Here is a 16973-nt window from a genome sequence, read left to right as displayed (position 1 = left end):
ATTAATGGATGGTTATTAGCTTAAGTCCTTCAAAATCGATGCCTGGATTTTACGGATAACATCTCCCCTACTGATGACGCCGACGACCTTGTTGTTCTCGTCAATAACGGGCAGCTTTTTAAAATGGTGCTGAGACAAGAGCTTGACTGCCTTGTCCATTTCGTCTTCCGGAGAAACCGTAACAAGGTTTTTTGTTTTTGCGATAGAGATGATCATCCTGTCGGCAGAATCCTTCAGCCTGCTTTTAAGATCCTTTTCCTCTGCGTATTGCATGTATAGGAGAAAATCGAAAATCTGCCGGTCGATTGGCTGGATCACCCTCAAAATATCACCATCAGTTACCATCCCAAGTAGTTCACCGTTCTCTCCACAAATAGGCACGCCGCCTATTTTCTTTTCGACGAATAACGCCATGGCCTCAGATAGTTTCATTTCTGGTGAAGCGCTGATTACATCTGTGATCATAAATTCTTTGACTTTCATCGTTGTCACACCAGCCTTTTTGATATAAAAATGCTTTCCTATTTAAGTATTTCAATTTAGTCGGTTAATGTCAAATGGACGAAATCAGCGAGAGTTATTTTCGGCTCTCAGGGACTAAGGCAGAACGACATGACTTTCCCAAAATCAGCTGAAATCATAAGAAATTCCAGTCAATTCCTCTGAAACAGCCCATAAACGCTTGGCTGTTTCTTTATTAAAAATCCTTTCGATAACCGGGTCGACGACCGGGTAACCTTTTCTCTTCTTTTTGCCATCCGGCCCAATGTATTCCCCGCCCTTAAGGGAGGATTCTGTGGCTGCGTGCATAGTTGGCAGCGCACCCATCCCTGCAGGCTGTGTAATCGCCCTTGAAATGGTTTGGAAGAGGCGGTTCAGGTCCTTGCCGGAATTCCTTGACGCAAGATTCGTATTGGTAATCCCCGGGTGGCAGATAATGCTCTTCACTTCTAAATTGTGTTCTTTCAGCTTATTGTCCAGTTCCTTGCCAAACAACATATTCGAGAGCTTACTCTGTCCATAAAATTTATACCGCTTGTACCACTTCGACCCATCCAGGTTATCAAAATAGATGGACGCATGGTGGGCGGCAAGGCTGCTGACCGTTACTACCCTGGAGTTAGGGCCGTTTTTCAAAAACCCCAGCATAAGTCCAGTCAACGCAAAATGACCGAGATGATTCGTGCCAAACTGGGCCTCAAAACCATCTTTTGTGAAGCTTAGCGGCGGCATCATGATTCCGGCATTATTAATTAACATGTCGAGCGATTGATAGTTTGAGGAAAATTCTTGTGCAAATGCCCGGACAGAAGCCAAATCGCTTAAATTGAGTTCCATTACTGAGATTCGCGCATCCGGCACAATTTGCGAAATTTTTGAAGCGGCTGCTTCTCCTCTGCCAATGTTCCTTGAAGCGATGATAACCTCCGCGCCTTTTTCAGCAAACCCCAAAGCAGCCTCAAAGCCAATCCCGCTATTCCCGCCTGTAATGACGACTCTTTTGCCCGATAAATCAGGAATATCGCTTTTCGTCCAACTTCTTCCCATTTCCCTCTCCCTTTCAAACATGTCATTTATATTTATCTTTACTTAATAATTTTACCTGATTGGCTAGAAGAAAGCCCTCTCGGTAAGAGAGGGCCCGACTTTATTGTGTACATAACATTTCATTTACAAAGGAAAAAATCATTCATTCGCTGCCTTACCGGCTTGGGCATCGACTAGCACCTTTCCCCTTCCAGCCCGTAAAAGAACGGAAGAGAAGCTGTGCAGCCCGACGCCTATGACGACAAGGAAGATTCCCGTCCAGGACAGGGTAGACGGTAAAGCCGCCGACAAAAACAATACTTCACCGGCAAGCGCAAAGAGGATTTCGACGGATTGGGTTGCTTCCACAGCAGCCATTTTCGCCATATCTCCCCTGACCAGGTCGGTTGCCATAAAGAAAAGGACGGTTGCAATCACACCGGAAGTCACAGCGACACCCGCGGATTGAATGATTTGGCTTTTAGATGGCAAATCTGCTTTCATCATTCCATATAGCGATAGCACCAGCCAAAACGGCAAGCTTGCGATTGTCATACCCAGCACCCGCTGGAACGTATCCAGCCTTCCGCCAACTACGTCCATCATTTTCCGGTTACCGAGTGGATAAGCAAAGGTCGCAATCAGGACTGGAACGACGCCGAAAAGAAATTCCTTCCCGCCAATGCTTTTCGCATGCTCCAGCTGCATGATGGCAACACCAGCAATGATCACAGCCGACATCCCGAGTCCCTTGAAAGGGATTTTCCCTCTCACCCGGACGCCATTTCGCATTTCATAAAAAAACGGTGCCAGCAATGATCCTGAAAGAATCGTGACAAGCCAGGTACCGGCAATCAGCCATCCTGGCGAGTAAGCGGCGGCGAAACAAATCGGTGCATAAAACAAACCGAAGCCCACCGTGCTCCAAAGAAGCCAAGCTGGCGGGTCCTTCTTCATCTCACTCCATAGAGGCTTAAGATTTCTCCGGCCGGCAACAAGGAGAATAAGGAGCGGCACCATGAAATAATAGCGGAGCGACGCACTCCAAATCCAATGGCCGCCTGATAATTCCATCGAGCGATTTAAGACAAATGTAAAAGCAAAGAAAAAGGTAGAAGCGATTCCCAGGACAATTGGTTTCATTTTACACCTCTATTTCAACGGCCGTTCAAGCGAATACATTTCTTCTTCCAGCTGCGCCATTTTTTCCTCGGCAACTTTCCTTGATTGCTTGACGCCCTCGTTAAAATAATACGGTCCCAACTCGCTTTTGAAAAACTCGAGAATATTTTCCGCTTCTAAATTGCCAAGCTCTTCATTTCTTTCTTTCAAAAAATACTTCTGGATCTCCCCTACCAACTGATCCTTTTGTTGTTTTGAAAACTGGATGAACATATTACCCCTCTCTTTCTCTTGTGACGAACTTGCCGATTCCGCCTTCCAAATAGGCCTTATTTTTAATAGAAACGATGAAGGACACTAAAAACAGGCCAGTCGAAAGCATATACGAGCTTCGTACGCCGAAATGCTCCGCAACCCAGCCCATCATGATGGACGAGATGCCAAATGAAGCATAAATCAGCGTTCCCCGGGCGGAATAAACCTTCGCAAGCAGGCTCGTCTCGGCGCTCCGCTGAAAGACAGTTGTTTCAGCGACATCCCTGGCCATCTGCGGAAAACCGAAAAGCAGGCAAATCACCAGGGCGGCCAGCGGGCTGCTCGTCATCCCAAACCAAAATGTCAGGCACATAATGATGCCAGCGGCCCATGAAATCGAACGGCCAAGGTGGGCTTCAAGCTTATTGGAAAACCTGTAAATCACCAGGCCGCCAAGGAACATGCCCGCGAAAAACGCGCCATTAATAAATCCCCACCATTGCTCCCCTTTATTCAGAACTTCATTTACATAAATGAGCAGGATTGCCGCCACCCAAACACCGTTTCCTAGTGATTCAAGGACATTCATAAACGAAATCGTCCGAAGTTGCGGCGATTGCCAAATTACTTTCCAGCCTTCCTTGATCGCTTCAATTGGCGGCTGATATTCGTCCGTGCTTTTGCCCGGCACCCTCTGAATCAAGCCCATACATAAGGTCGAGACAATATATAGCAAAAATGTCAGCCATAAAATGGCCGTTTCTCCCCAGGCCACGAGCAGGATGCTGCCGATTGGCCAAGCAATAAGCTGCGTAATCTGATCTGAAATCGAAACAAGACTGTTTGTCCTGACAAGCTTTTCGTCTGGCACAAGGAATGGAATGAGCGCATTCCTGGCCGGTGAAGCAAACCCATCAAGGAGCGAAATCATCGCGATTAACAGGAAAACGACTGGCAACAGCACAGTCCATTCGTAAATGGAGCCAATTGTCAGCAGGAGCAGTAAGACGGTCTTGCTTAATTGCGAATAAAACAGAATAGATTTAAGGTTATATTTATTAATAATGAGTGGAGCTGCAAAGCCGCTAATTAACCCTGCAAAAGTAATGGTAAACGGCACAAAAGTCATAAAGGTGACCGAACCTGTTAAAGAAAAGGCAAGCTTGATGACACTGACAATGTATATGACGTCACCAAGATTCGCGGCAATCTGGCCGCCCCAAAGAAACCGGAAAGACGCAGCGCGTCCATTCGGCAAAAACATGATCATCCCTCGCTTTAAATTTTTTTAACGAAAAGACGGGGACAATATCACATCGGGGCTCCTCCTGACTGTTGAATGTTCATAAAAATCTGTATTATCCAACTTTAACAAACGTACATCTTCTTTGTAAAGATAGAAAAAAGCCCAATCTCAGAAGTTTCAACTTGGTTTGTGCCCAACCTGGTTTTTTTTTTTTGCCATCCTCACCATGTCCAGTAAAAAAACGGAGGGCCAAAACTCCCTCCGCATTTCCTCCATTATGACAGTTCCAATAATTCAATCGTTTCCCCGCCAGGACCATTAAAAAAAACTGTTCTCCAGCCATTTTCAAGCTCGTATGGCCCCTCCTGCACCGTCAGTGAAGCACCTTCCATTCTCCTCATGGCCGCGTCCAAATCCTCAACCCTGAAACAAAGATGCCCGCTGCCGGCTGGCCCTTCTTCCTCGACAATTTCCAATCGAAAGGCCCCAAGCGTTAAAAACCAAACCATCTTCCCTTCAAAATGAACCTTGTTTTCCAACCGAACCCCAATGACGTTTTGATAGAAGCTGAGCACTTCTTCAATATTTGCACATTCGATAGCATAGTGATGAAATTTGAACATTGTCCCACCTCACAAAATCAGGTTCATATCGCCAAATTCGTGCCAAAGATATTTTTCGGCTACGGCCTCCCGATAAGCGGCGCACAATCTCTCCTGGGATATAAAGGCGGACAGCATGGCCAGATGGCTTGCTTCCGGTTCGTGGAGCCCGGTTAAGATCCCGTCCGCAATTTGAAGTTGAAAGCCGGGGTGGATGAACAAATTGGTCCATCCGCTCAGTTCGTTTGTTATCATCGCCGTTTCAAGCGCACGTACGACTGTCGTTCCGGCAGCGATGACTTTTTTGCCCGTCAATTTCGCTTGAATGATCTCTGACCAGCTCTCTCGAGGAATATGATATTCCTCTTTGTTTTTAGAAGGATGGTGGTCCCATCGGTCGTCAAGGTAATAGCTCAGCCCGGTATGAAGCTGGATAAAAGCTATTTTCACGCCTTTTTTCTTTAATTTAAACAACAATTCCCATGTAAACGCCCTTCCCGCAGACGGCATTTCGACAGAACCCGGATGGGATGCGAACACTGTTTGGTAATAGTCCAGATTCCACGGTGTATCGATATATTCATACCTGACAGGCTCCCCGAGGGAATAGATTGCATTCATTAAATCTATTCCCGATTGGGAAAAGCGGATGACTGAAAGAGGGGAAGAAGAATTGGTCTTGTCGACAACAGCTTTCAAATCTTTGGAGAATATAATCTCTTCTCCTCCCTTCACTTCTTTGCCTATTAGGAGTGCTTGCCAGCAGCTGTTATCGACTTTTCCGGCAAGCCGGATTTCGAGTTCTTCACCCGTTGAAGCAATTCTTCCTTTCAGCGTGGCCGGAATGGTCCGGGAACTGTTAAGGACAAGGACATCTCCTTTATCCAGATATTTGTCCAGATGAAAAAACACATCATGGTTTGTCTCACCGGTTTCTTTTGACATAACCATCATTCTCACATGGTCGCGGCGCAGCCCCCTCCGTTCAGGGGGAGCTGTGGCATTCAGGGATGGCGGCAAGTTGAAGGTCATGCTTCCGGCAATCATGCGCCTCTTTCTCCTTGTAAAAAGTCCTGAGCGGATAGCCGCTTCCCGGTTAGCCCGAATGCTTCCTCAGATGCCAGGTAGAGAAAAGCCGGCACGACGTCATTCGGGTCAGCAAGTTCATAATCGCAATCCGGTACCGCTAGCTTGTGCATCTCGGTATCCATTTCACCCGGGTCGACCATATTGACTGTAATCCCTGTATCGCTTAATTCATCTGCCCATGTTTCCGTCATGCCTTCAACCGCGAATTTCGAAATCCCGTATGCCCCCCATCCTGCATATCCGGTGTTTCCAGCCTCCGAGGTCACATTGATAATAGCTCCGATGTTCCGCTGCAGCATCACTGGCAGGACGTGGCGGGTAACGAGGAACAGGCTCAATGTGTTGATTCTGATCACCTCCTCGAAATCCTCTTCAGGATAGTCGAGCAAAAGAGGCATCGGACTCGGTCCTAGAACGGACGCATTATTGATCAGCACGTCGATATGTCCGAATCGCTCTTCTGTTTGGGCAACAAATCTTTCCACGTCTCTTGAAACTGAAACATCAGCCTGGACGGCGAGGACATCCGCGGCCCCTGCCTGAAGTGCCTCCTTTTTAACTTCCGCTAACGCTTTTTCGTTTCTCGCGCATATCGCAATTTTTGTTCCTTGTTTTGCGAAAGCCAATGCAAGTGCTTTACCTAGTCCCCGTGATGCTCCGGTAATCATAACAGTCTTGGCATTTTTCATAGTAAACTTCCCCTTTCAGTAATCGCTATTAATTCTCTTGCTCTTATCGTATCGATTTAAGTGAGGCGATTCCTCGGAAAGAAGCTTGATTTTTTCTACGACTTTAGTTTGAGAAGTGGCGACAATTTCCGGGAAAACTTTTGCAAAAAATGAAGGAAAATCCCGGGAATTGGCGAAACTAATAGAGGAAGAGAAATTAAATGAGGGGGAAGATGAAATGGATAAGGTAACCTGTCTTGCATTTATTCTTTATCATGCCACCGAAGACCCGGAAGTGAGAGGAAAGGCCGTCGATCTCCTGAACGGGGAAACTGACCTGCGCGCGCTTAAGGCGGATGGGGGTATGCTCCATCTTGTCGAAACGGCAGAAGCAGTATTTAAAACCCAGCCAATTAACAAAGAAGAGCTACAAAGGTTTGTCGAGGAAAACCTCCTTGTAGAGGCATAAGGACAAGCTCCCAGAAATGGGGGCTTTTTTTGGTTTTTCTTTTTTCTCAGGGCCTCAGCGCCGGGCGGGGAAAGCATCTAGCTGAATCATCCTCATGTGAAACATTCATGAATTGGGCTTAGAGACTCCTTCTCTGTGACCGATTGAATGCTTTTCCCCCCGCTTAGGGCTTAGAGAAAGCTTCTCTGTGACCGATTGAATGCCCTTGTACCGGCTTTGGGCTTAGAGACCGCTTCTCTGTGACCGATTGAAGGTTTTTAAACCCGCCTAGGGCTTAGAGACTCCTTCTCTGTGACCAATTGAATGCTTTTCCCCCGACTTGGGCTTAGAGACTCCTTCTCTGTGACCGACAGAATTCTTTTCCCTCGCTTTGGGCTTAGAGATTACTTCTATGAGGGGTCTCCACGTGCCGCTCCATCCCGCCGGACAACTGGCTTCATCGAATGGACTTTGCACGAAGGAAAAGCGCCAGCATTTTCGAGGAGTAAGTCTCTTCCGTTACAATCAACTTCATTGAAAATCAACACTCCCCCTTTATCTGAGCCATTTTAAAAAACTTTACGGATACTTTGTAACTTTTTTACAAATAATACGACCAATTATGTATACTCCCTATTCAAAGGTAGGCATTTTTGCTGATTTTGCGAATAGATTGGAAAAGGTTGTATGTTTACCGCGACAGCTTAGTTGGTAAATAAAATGTACAACAAGTTATACCACAAAAGTAAGTGGAGTGAGAAAGGATGGTACAAATGGTACAGGTAAATGTAAAAGTGGAATATCAGGGGAAAAATTATATGACCAATGTGATTACAAACCGCAAGGCCAGCGATGAGGAAATCATGCAGCAGGCGCTTGAACAAGTAAAAAAACAATGGGCCGAATAATATGAAAATGAGCCTTGATGAATCTTATAAACCATAGACGGAGCCGGCAAGTGTGACTTGCAACGGCTCCGTCTATTATTTTGCCTGTATTTTAATCCATTTCATAACCTTGCATGGAATCCATATGGCTGGCGATCATTGCAATAATGGTGCCTGCTTCTTCTTTTGTAAAAATGAAATTGGTTTCATCCTTGACGAGCTCATCGTCCTCCGTCCATATCCGGTTTACCCTTCTTAGGACGCCGTCGCCAGTTCCCTGGACGATACCGAATTGATAAGTGACTTCGACTTCATCAGCCATTTGGAAGGCTGTCACTTCAGGAGTTTCCCATTCAACATCGATTTCTTCATATATTTCATCATCAGAATACGCAATGACGGTTACATCATCGTCCACCAGCATGTCATCGATGTCAGCCAGAGCGTCATCTTCGAATTCTATATCTTCGTCATTCATATATTCATGGAAGCTTTCGTGGACCGCATCGATGATATGGTCAATATCCGGCAAAATCGTCCTGGCCGGCTGACCGAGATCGGCGTCATAGCTTTCAACATAAAACTCTTCATTGTGCGGATCAAAAAAGAGCGTACAGAAATAATCGCGGTCCGGCTCATCATCTGTCTCAACAAAAAATTCAATCCGCGGGTGCCTTGAGCTGCGCTCGATTGTCATGTGCCCCGCCTCGTCAAATTTCTCGCAAATTGACTCCAGATGTTCTTGCAATTCCGAAGCGACCCGGTCAAACCATTCCATTGACATAAGCATCCTTCCCTTCAGCTGTTTTCCGGGTTAGTATGCCACAACCAGCGAATGAATCCGTTGGCAGATTTATGAAGACGCAGGACCGGTAAAGCTTCTATTATGATGTTGCTGCCATACCAGTTGCAAGCTGAAATTCCGCAGCGATATTGGAAAAGATTTCTCGGACAGGAAGAATGTCTTTTATTTCGGTGACCCTTGCGCCTGCAAACACAAGACCCATATCCACGTCGCCATTTAATGAGCGAAGAAGAGAATCCATTGTGCAAAAACGATAGGAACAGACCTTCAGGCAGTTCAGGCATTTGGCTACCTTAAATTTGCCATCATCCTTGATAATTTCGGTAAATGCATTGCGGATAGCCCTGCCTTGCAGGCCTACAGTGGTTTTGACAAGTACAAGGTCTTCCTCTTTAGCTTCCACGTACTTTTGTTTAAAGGCCAGCGGAGCATCGCATTCTTCACTTGCGACAAATCTGGTCCCCATTTGGACTCCTGATGCTCCCATTGCGATTGCTTTGGCCACATCCGCCCCCGTCATAATACCTCCCGCAGCAATGACTGGAATTTTAACTGCTTCCACTACCTCGGGCAAAATATCGAACATTGGTCGGTCCGTTCCCAGATGGCCGCCAGCCTCAAAGCCTTCGACAACAACGGCAGACGCACCAAGCCTTTCTGACAGCTTAGCAAGTTTGGCTGTTGAGACAATGCTGAGGACTGGAATGCCGGCTTCTTTGCCCCAATTGTACATGTCCCTGGAAATTCCGGCACCTGAGATAATAAAATCGACTTTTTCTTCAAGGGCTGCTTTCATTTTCTCTGCGAAATCGCTGACCGCGAACAAAACATTGATCCCGATATAACCCTTCCCTTTCGAAAGCTCCCTCGCCCTTCTAATATGAAATCGGAGTTCTTCTATAGTAATTCCTGTCCCAGAAATAATGCCGATGCCGCCTGCGGCTGCGACTGCTGAAGCAAGCCCGCTTAAGGAAATGCCGACTCCCATTCCACCCTGGATGATTGGGTACTCAGAAACCATATGGCCTATTTTTAATTGTGGAAGTTTCAAACTAATTCCTCTTTTCTATTTTCAAATGAACTCTTTTTTATTGTATACCGGTGAATTATAAAATACTGTGATAATTATCACCAGGTGCTAATAGTTAGTGGTATTTCTTATGTGTCTTAACTTTTTGGCTCAGTAATAGGTGAGTGTTGATTTCAATGAAGTTGATTGGAACGGAGAGGACTGACTCCGGCGGGATGAAGCGGCACGTGGAGACCCCTCGAAAAGCGGAAGCGCCTTGGTCAGCCCCGACCAGCGCTGGAGGGCCAGAAGGGGAAGTCGTTCTTTGACTTCTCATTCGGGACCTCGAGGGGCTAGGCGCTGCAGCTGGACAAACAGGCGTCAGGACGCCGAGGAGGCTCCATAAAGACTGCTCCTGCGCCACAGACTATTCGAGGAAGCGAACCTTCAGCTCGTCGCAAAGCAGCACGATGTCAATTCATAGATGTTTCTCATGAAGTTGGATCAAGTAGATGCTTCGCCCCGCGGAAAGCATGTCCCCGGAGTGGAAATCAACAATCGAGGATATTAAAGCTAAATTTTTTAATATCCGAAAGGCATTTGGAAAACAACAGATGTATTCTTTTTGCATACATGGTTCATTTTGCCAGAGAGTTTTTTCAATATTTTCGTTTAATTCGTTTTATCGGAGGTATATAGATAAGGCAAGACCAAAACAAAACAGGAGGGACTGGTTCACATGCAATACGCAATGGAAACAGCGACTCAAAGGTTAGGTCTTGGGCTTGCAAGTGGTGAAGGGACATTTGCAGAGTTGTCGAAAGGCACACTCGTCTATAACCGATATATTTAAGATCGATTAGACCCCGTGCAAATGGTAACCTTAGCCAAGGAAAGTTGTAAGTCCTGAAGTTTTCGGGACAAAGGGAATGTGGTCCCGCCCATCGCGGGATAGAAAAAAGGTGCGAACAGAATTGTTTGCACCTTTTTTCGTGGTGTTTTCCCTCCTCCTGGAAAAATATTTTAGCAAGGCCTTCGTTTGTTTAGGTATTCAAGCCTATACATTTTATAATAATTTCCTTTTTTTCTCTTTTTTAAAGGATAATAGTTCTAATTTTGTGTCTTTTTTGTGAAAAACCATTTTTTCCTATTGTTTGAAATTAATGAAAAAGTCGGATGTTTATTTACAAACTATTCTGATATATTTTGATTATCAAAATAAAAGGAGTGTTGTTCTTGTTAAAAGTTCTTTCAAAATCCGCGATGGCGCTGGCTTTGGCTGGCAGCATCGGTTTTGCCGGAGCCCAATCTCCTGCCGGGACTGAAGCGAAACCGAAGGATACATATAATTTAAGCCTCGCCCATTATATTAGTGCTTCACCAGAACTTGCCGACAGGGCTAAAAAGGAAGGCTTCGATGTTTCAAAAGCAGACCCTGCCGAAAAGTTTGCCCAGGGAAAGAAATTTAATCAGGCTGGCGACAACCATGTAGCCTATAAACAAGCTACTGGTGATATTCCTGTTCTTGTGCTGCTTGCCAAATATCCTGAAGGCGATGAGCCGGTCGGCGATATGCCCGGACAGGTCCCTGCCCATTATTATGAGGATCTGATTTTTGGAACAGAATACAATCCCTATGAATTGCCTCAATTCAAGAAGTATGAGGAAATCAATGGCGTCAAGGCTCCAACTAACAGAACAATGCAAAATGCCTATAAAGAGTCTTCTTATGGCAAAACAAACCTCGTCCATCTCGAGGATGCCCATTTTGAGTGGGTGGAAATGCCTAAAGGAGCTTCCTACTATCTCGACCAGGAAGGGACTTATGCTGAAAACGGAAAATACCTGCTGGGTAACGTAAACGGTGACGCCCATACGGGTGAATTCGTCCGTGATCTTTTGAAAGCGGCCGATGACCAAATCGATTTCTCTAAGTATGCCGTCGATGGCGAAGTACCGAATGTGTTTATCGTTCATGAAGGTACTGGCGCGGAGTTCAGCCGTGACCCTGCACAGTGGTGGTCCCATAAGTGGAGCCTATTGAGCGCCCTTTACTATGGGAAGTACTATGAAACTGGCAAACCTGCCGATGAACATGCTGGCATGAAGCAATCAGACTGGATCAATAAAACTGTTGCCGAAGACATGACTTATGATGGCGTTGTCGTCAACAATTACAATATCCAGCCTGGAATTGGCGGTAACGTAGCTGGTTACGATGCTGCGACTAATTCATACAAGGACGAATTGAAGGCAGGTCCATTCCCAGCCCAGACTGGCGTTTACGCGCATGAATTCGGCCACGCTTTAGGATTGCCTGACTTCTACGACACTGTTTATTCTTCAGAAGGTGTTGGTAACTATTCGATGATGGCTGGCGGCTCGTGGATGAGATTCCCTGATGCAGCTCCTTACGCTGGAAACTCGCCAACTCACTTCGACCCGTTCTCCAAGGTGTTCTTGGGATGGGCAAAGCCAATTGAAGTAACTCCACAAAACGGAGTGAAAACTATTACTCTTCCACCAGTCGATAAAGCTAACGAAGATAATGGAATTGTAAAAATGGAAGTTCCAGGTTCAAATGGAACTGAATACTTCCTGTTTGAAAATGTTCAACAAAGCGGATTCAACCAGGGTCTGATCCGCCAAGGAAAAGACTCCCAAGGCCTCCTGGCATGGCATGTTGACGAAAATGTCATCAGCCTGTACCAGACAGCCGGCTTCCGCCCGAACAACGTGGAAAACTGGATGAACAAGCGATTCCAGTTCAATCAATCTGAAAAAGCAAGCGATGGAACAATTGTCACTCACTATGGTTTGTCAGTCCTGCAGAAGGATGGCAAATACGATCTTGAGAAAAACAAGAACCGCGGAGACGCAGGTGACTTCTTCAAGACAGGTGACAAACTCACACCGGTTTCCGGAAATGTCCACACTGGTTCCTACTACTTCTGGAAAGGCAACAGCAATACACCTGCTGATAGCGGAATCCATGTAACCGATATTAAGCAAAATGCGGACGGTTCGATTACGGCTAAGTTCTTCTACAATACTGACAGCTCGCAAAAATAAAGAAAACATACGGAACCGGGTCCTTATATGGGCCCGGTTTTTTACTGTCCTTGCTTCTCCCCCACTTCTCTTGTATCGGGGTAACCAGTCTTATATAATAGTAGGTAGTATGTCGATGAAAGTGGGAAAAAGATGCCGACACCGAGCATGGAAGATTATATTGAACAAATTTATATTTTGATTGAACAAAAAGGCTACGCGCGAGTTTCTGATATCGCGGGCAATTTATCAGTGCAACCTTCCGCTGTGACAAAAATGGTCCAGAAACTTGATAAGGATAATTATTTAATTTATGAAAAATACCGCGGACTCTCCTTAACGCCGAAAGGCAAAAAAATTGGAAAACGCCTTGTTTACAGGCATGATCTTTTGGAGCAGTTTTTAAATCTGATCGGAGTTGAAGAGGAAAATATTTATGAGGATGTCGAAGGAATCGAGCATCATTTAAGCTGGAACGCTATCGACAGGATCGGTGACCTCGTCCAGCTTCTTCAGGAAGATCCTTCGCTCATTGCGAGGCTCAAAGAGCTTCAGGAAAAAAGTGAAAATGAAACATAAAAGCAAGCCGCGTTCATAAAAACGAGTTCGGTTTTGAAGTACTAAATTTGATTTAGAAATGCTTTTCGCACCGTAATTCGCAGCTTAATTAGCAGGCACTTTAGCATGGAGTAAGCACGCAAAAAAGCTCGGAGCATATCAATTATGCTTCGAGTTTTTTTAGTATTACTTTGTTGAACATAAGCATCTGTATGTTAAATGCATTTATTGTTACAGGAATGCTGCCTGTTGAAAATGAAAAAAGTGAACTCATTTAAATAGGCTCGCACAAGTTGGGTCATAAATAATCATTTTATTCTTTCGATAATTTAGATTAGGGATTTTAACTATTGCTCTTAGGGTCATTTTCAACTTCCGTTTTTTTGGTACCTTTACTTATATAAGGTTTAGCACTCTTTTTTTTGTTTGCACTAGCTTGCCAACGATTCCAACCCTTCTTGTCTGTTCCTCTCCCTGTTCCACCTTTTCCTTTAGCTTTACTCATAAAATCACCCCATTATTATTCTAGGTTGAGTTACCTATCTGGTTAGTTTTAGTCATTTTACTCGGTTAACCAAGCATATTGCAATTAATAACATCCTTCCAGTCACCCATACTATTGTGTAGAAACAGTTAACAAATATCTACTTTACAGAGTTTTCTCTTTTTACCAAACTGCTCTGATACTCCCACCATTACTCTTTATCAATACTGAAAAAATTCTATAGAATGGATTGAAACTCCTCTACTGAAATAAAAAGTATTGGATTGTATAAATTTGATGCTTCTTTATTCAAATTTCACCAGTTATTGCCCGAAATGATTTTCTGTTGCAACGGTTGCCGGGCCGTCTAACAAGATTTATATTACCGCTTCGATTTACGGTAGCCCGCCTTTTGCGCTTCTTTCTCTGTACAGAACCAGACGACCTCTTTTATTTTTGAGTTGTAGTAGGATCCTCCCGGCACATGATAAATGTTCGAATTGGGGTTCCCTTTAATTTTTCCTTTACAGGATTCCTTTATATCGCCCTTGTTGGAATTCGACCCGTTATTTTTCGACCCTCCGGCTTGAAAACCTTCATCGGTGGCGTAATTTTCAATCGACCAAATGCCGGCCCCATCCTTCTTCGCTTTATCCTGGATTTCGTAAAATCTGTCCACATATTTCGTATTTGGCGGATACACATAAGCGACACGGGCCAGCCCCTTTTCAAGCAGCATTTCGTTAAACATGGAGCCTTCCACATAAATATAGGCGAGCAATCTTCCATACTTGTCCCTTCCCCAATTAATTCCCGGCTCTACCTCAATCTGCTTGCCAGGGTGCAGGACTTTTTTTGCAAAATCTGAAGCCTCTGGACCGAACGGCTGCACGCCAAGCCGCGGGTGTTGTGTTTCCGGTGTATCCACACAAAGAAGCCGGATCGTTTCCTCCCTGCCTTCTACCTTTACCACAATCGTATCCCCGTCTATATTTTTCAATACTTCTCCCAAAAACCTTCCGTTCTCAGGCTTAATTTCAGTCGAAACCTTCCCTGTCTCCGGCGAAGGCTTTTCATATACGCATCCTGAAACTAGCAGCGTAGCCAGGACAAAAATAATAACTAATTTAACATTTCTAAGTCGCATCTCTTCCCCACTTCCTGGATTGCTCCTTTTATAGTAGCAAAAAATCCGCAAAGACGGCCAGAAAAAGGCAAGCTTGCGTAATTTACATGACTAGAGATTCCTCTTTATCGAATAGTAGGAAATGGCTATACAATTAGTAACTTCTCACTAGTCATATTTTGTTCAAAACTTTTTTACAAGAATGTGAAATACTTTACAAACACCACACAGCAAAAAAATTAAATGTTATATTTTAACCATAGAAATGATTAATAACTTTTAAGGAGTGGAATCAAAATGGTGGCAAACTTTTTAAGAAACAATAAAATTGCAGCAGGCATTCTCACAGTCCTTCGTCTTTATCTAGGTTATTCTTGGATGACAGCAGGCTATCATAAACTTACTGGCGGATTCGATGCATCCGGGTTCTTGAAAGGCGCGGCCGCAAACCCAATTAAAGGCCCTGACGGATCTCTTGTTTATGGCTGGTATGTAGACTTTTTAAACTCTTTCGCCATCCCTAACGCGGACTTATTCAATACTCTTATCCCAATCGGCGAATTCCTTGTCGGCCTTGGCTTGATCCTTGGATGCTTGACAACAGCAGCTATGTTCTTCGGACTTGTCATGAATTTCAGCTTTATGCTGGCTGGTACTATTTCTCACAATCCTACAGACATTTTCCTTGGCACGATCATCCTGTTCTCTGGTTATAACGCTGGCCGTTATGGACTGGATCGCTGGGTCATTCCTTTCATTCGCAAAACAGTTTTCAAAAATAAAGATTTTGCGAAAAACGCTGCATAAGATCACACATTCAAGTCAATAATATGAAAAATCCCCTTCTGGGAAATTGGCCCACCTCCCCCGGGCCTCTTTTCCTGAAGGGGTTTTTGTTTTGTTTGTAAAGCTGGGTCAGTTATGGATTCGTACTCTTGTTCCATTTGGGACCATTGATGCCAGCTCCAATACATCCCGATTATGCATACGGATGCATCCGTGCGATACAGACTTCCCAATTGAGGAAGGATTGTTCGTTCCGTGGATTCCGTATCCGGCTTTGGAAAGGGACAGCCACATAACACCAAACGGGCCACCCGGATTCGGTTGGCGGTTTACAATGACATACTCACCCTCAGGTGTAGCGGTCAGCATTTTCCCGACCGCGATCGGATAAATTTTTATAAATCTGCCATCTTTATACAAAGCTAATGTCCTCTTCTTAACGGATACGTCTATTTGATAAGGAATGGTTGCGGGGTCAGGCAATCTTGGAATGATAATCCGCTGGCCGGGCTGAAGAATCCCCACCCCGGGATTGGCTTTTTGCAGCCTCCTCATGCTGACACGGTAATTCATCGCGATAATAGCCAGAGTCTCACCCGGTTTCACAATATGCACCATGTGTGTTCACGCCTTTTTGACAGCATATTCACATTTTGGGCGGCGGTGCCTGTCACCTGGTTATTCTGCTATTTTCTTCCGTTAATTTCGTATAGGTAAAAAACATAATCTGTTGCCACACTTGAATAGCCTTGTTGGCGGATCATCGCGGCTAGATTTCCCCGATGATAAGTGCCATGGTTCACCACATGCTGAATTAATTGCGCGAGATTAGTTTCCAAACGGCCGAATTTGGGATGCTCCGGGAAAATTTCCTTATCCAAATCTCTTTCACTTTGCAAAAATTCCTGATATTCAACAGACAATTCATGATATAGCGTTTCGATTATTTCGAGTCGCCTATCCTTTGTTTTTTCTTGAACCTCCCCAATGGCAGCATGGATTTCTTTCATACTTTTCCCTTTCATAACACCGAGCCAGAGTGTATCCGTCACAAATATATGTACAAGCGTCTCCGCAATGGATGAAAACACACTTTGAATTTTTGTTTCATAAATTTCTTCCGGCAATTCTTTTAACCGCCCAAAAAACTTTTTGTTCGCCCATACATGATAGTCATACAATTGTGCCGCAGGATGTTTCTTCAATTAAAAATCACTCCTTATCATTCTATGTAAACTATTATTCTTGCCTTCAGTGTGTAAATCCTTTATTGCCTCAGGACAAAAAAAGAACCCGCCGTAGAGAGGCGA

The 16973-nt window shown here is 44.8% G+C and carries 20 protein-coding genes; 6 read left to right on the top strand and 14 right to left on the bottom strand.

The genetic code is table 11. The features are described from left to right. Positions 1–15 precede the first annotated feature (15 nt). From BN1002_RS10395 to BN1002_RS10360, 8 genes are all read right to left on the bottom strand, one after another. The gene (locus tag BN1002_RS10395) at positions 16–483 is read right to left on the bottom strand and encodes a CBS domain-containing protein (RefSeq protein WP_048824966.1); all 468 of its coding nucleotides are present in this window, start codon (positions 481–483) and stop codon (positions 16–18) included. Between the two features lie 144 nt (positions 484–627). Continuing rightward, positions 628–1548 (bottom strand): oxidoreductase, encoded by a 921-nt coding sequence (locus BN1002_RS10390; protein WP_048824965.1) that lies wholly within the window; start codon positions 1546–1548, stop codon positions 628–630. Between the two features lie 138 nt (positions 1549–1686). Then, positions 1687–2670, bottom strand: a complete 984-nt coding sequence (locus BN1002_RS10385) for a DMT family transporter (RefSeq protein ID WP_048824964.1) — start codon at positions 2668–2670, stop codon at positions 1687–1689. Between the two features lie 9 nt (positions 2671–2679). Next, positions 2680–2922 carry a DUF2164 domain-containing protein gene (locus tag BN1002_RS10380; protein ID WP_048824963.1) on the bottom strand — a complete coding sequence of 81 codons (243 nt, stop codon included), beginning with the start codon at positions 2920–2922 and terminating at the stop codon, positions 2680–2682. Position 2923: 1 nt separating this feature from the next. Beyond that, a complete protein-coding gene (locus BN1002_RS10375) occupies positions 2924–4168 on the bottom strand; it encodes an MFS transporter (protein WP_048824962.1) in 1245 nt (414 codons plus the stop codon). Between the two features lie 257 nt (positions 4169–4425). Beyond that, complete coding sequence (locus tag BN1002_RS10370) at positions 4426–4773, bottom strand: VOC family protein (protein WP_048824961.1); 348 nt, start codon at positions 4771–4773, stop codon at positions 4426–4428. Between the two features lie 9 nt (positions 4774–4782). Next, positions 4783–5799, bottom strand: a complete 1017-nt coding sequence (locus tag BN1002_RS10365) for an S-adenosylmethionine:tRNA ribosyltransferase-isomerase (protein ID WP_048824960.1) — start codon at positions 5797–5799, stop codon at positions 4783–4785. Then, positions 5796–6530 (bottom strand): SDR family oxidoreductase, encoded by a 735-nt coding sequence (locus BN1002_RS10360; RefSeq protein ID WP_048824959.1) that lies wholly within the window; start codon positions 6528–6530, stop codon positions 5796–5798. The genes BN1002_RS10365 and BN1002_RS10360 overlap by 4 nt, the downstream gene beginning before the upstream one ends. Positions 6531–6747: 217 nt before the next feature. Between BN1002_RS10360 and BN1002_RS10355 the strand changes: the two genes are divergently transcribed. Then, positions 6748–6978, top strand: a complete 231-nt coding sequence (locus BN1002_RS10355) for a hypothetical protein (protein WP_148362760.1) — start codon at positions 6748–6750, stop codon at positions 6976–6978. Positions 6979–7721: 743 nt separating this feature from the next. After that, entirely contained in the window at positions 7722–7865 is a 144-nt protein-coding gene (locus BN1002_RS10350) for a BA3454 family stress response protein (protein WP_442853392.1), read from the top strand. A gap of 91 nt (positions 7866–7956) precedes the next feature. Here BN1002_RS10350 and BN1002_RS10345 read toward each other — a convergent pair whose 3' ends face one another. Together BN1002_RS10345 and BN1002_RS10340 are read right to left on the bottom strand one after the other, a co-directional pair. Further along, positions 7957–8628: a hypothetical protein gene (locus tag BN1002_RS10345; RefSeq protein ID WP_048824957.1), complete on the bottom strand. Its 672-nt coding sequence runs from the start codon at positions 8626–8628 to the stop codon at positions 7957–7959. A 100-nt stretch (positions 8629–8728) separates the two neighbouring features. Continuing rightward, complete coding sequence (locus BN1002_RS10340) at positions 8729–9670, bottom strand: NAD(P)H-dependent flavin oxidoreductase (RefSeq protein WP_197072863.1); 942 nt, start codon at positions 9668–9670, stop codon at positions 8729–8731. A gap of 185 nt (positions 9671–9855) precedes the next feature. Here BN1002_RS10340 and BN1002_RS24360 point away from each other — a divergent pair, with 185 nt between their 5' ends. The 3 genes from BN1002_RS24360 (at position 9856) to mntR (ending at position 13288) form a co-directional block, all read left to right on the top strand. Continuing rightward, entirely contained in the window at positions 9856–9987 is a 132-nt protein-coding gene (locus BN1002_RS24360) for a hypothetical protein (RefSeq protein WP_269429793.1), read from the top strand. A gap of 907 nt (positions 9988–10894) precedes the next feature. Continuing rightward, positions 10895–12730, top strand: a complete 1836-nt coding sequence (locus BN1002_RS10335) for a M6 family metalloprotease domain-containing protein (RefSeq protein ID WP_048824955.1) — start codon at positions 10895–10897, stop codon at positions 12728–12730. Positions 12731–12862: 132 nt separating this feature from the next. Beyond that, a complete protein-coding gene (mntR, locus tag BN1002_RS10330; protein WP_048824954.1) occupies positions 12863–13288 on the top strand; it encodes a transcriptional regulator MntR in 426 nt (141 codons plus the stop codon). Positions 13289–13610: 322 nt separating this feature from the next. On the opposite strand, the gene BN1002_RS23260 is transcribed toward mntR, so the two are convergent. Continuing rightward, positions 13611–13772: a DUF3934 domain-containing protein gene (locus tag BN1002_RS23260; protein ID WP_082036202.1), complete on the bottom strand. Its 162-nt coding sequence runs from the start codon at positions 13770–13772 to the stop codon at positions 13611–13613. 361 nt (positions 13773–14133) lie between these two features. Next, positions 14134–14898, bottom strand: coding sequence for a thermonuclease family protein (locus BN1002_RS10325; protein ID WP_048824953.1), 765 nt, complete (start codon positions 14896–14898; stop codon positions 14134–14136). A gap of 276 nt (positions 14899–15174) precedes the next feature. Between BN1002_RS10325 and BN1002_RS10320 the strand changes: the two genes are divergently transcribed. Next, positions 15175–15684 carry a DoxX family protein gene (locus BN1002_RS10320; RefSeq protein WP_048824952.1) on the top strand — a complete coding sequence of 170 codons (510 nt, stop codon included), beginning with the start codon at positions 15175–15177 and terminating at the stop codon, positions 15682–15684. 108 nt (positions 15685–15792) lie between these two features. Here the strand turns inward: BN1002_RS10320 and BN1002_RS10315 are convergent, their stop codons facing one another. Beyond that, positions 15793–16281, bottom strand: coding sequence for a L,D-transpeptidase family protein (locus tag BN1002_RS10315; RefSeq protein ID WP_048824951.1), 489 nt, complete (start codon positions 16279–16281; stop codon positions 15793–15795). A 68-nt stretch (positions 16282–16349) separates the two neighbouring features. After that, complete coding sequence (locus BN1002_RS10310) at positions 16350–16868, bottom strand: DinB family protein (RefSeq protein ID WP_048824950.1); 519 nt, start codon at positions 16866–16868, stop codon at positions 16350–16352. Positions 16869–16973 lie beyond the last annotated feature (105 nt).

Origin of the sequence: Bacillus sp. B-jedd (genome assembly GCF_000821085.1) — a bacterium.
Classification (GTDB): Bacteria; Bacillota; Bacilli; order Bacillales; family Cytobacillaceae; genus Bacillus_D.
The sequence above is the reverse complement of the archived record's forward strand: the minus strand, read 5'-3'. Positions and strand labels throughout refer to the sequence as shown.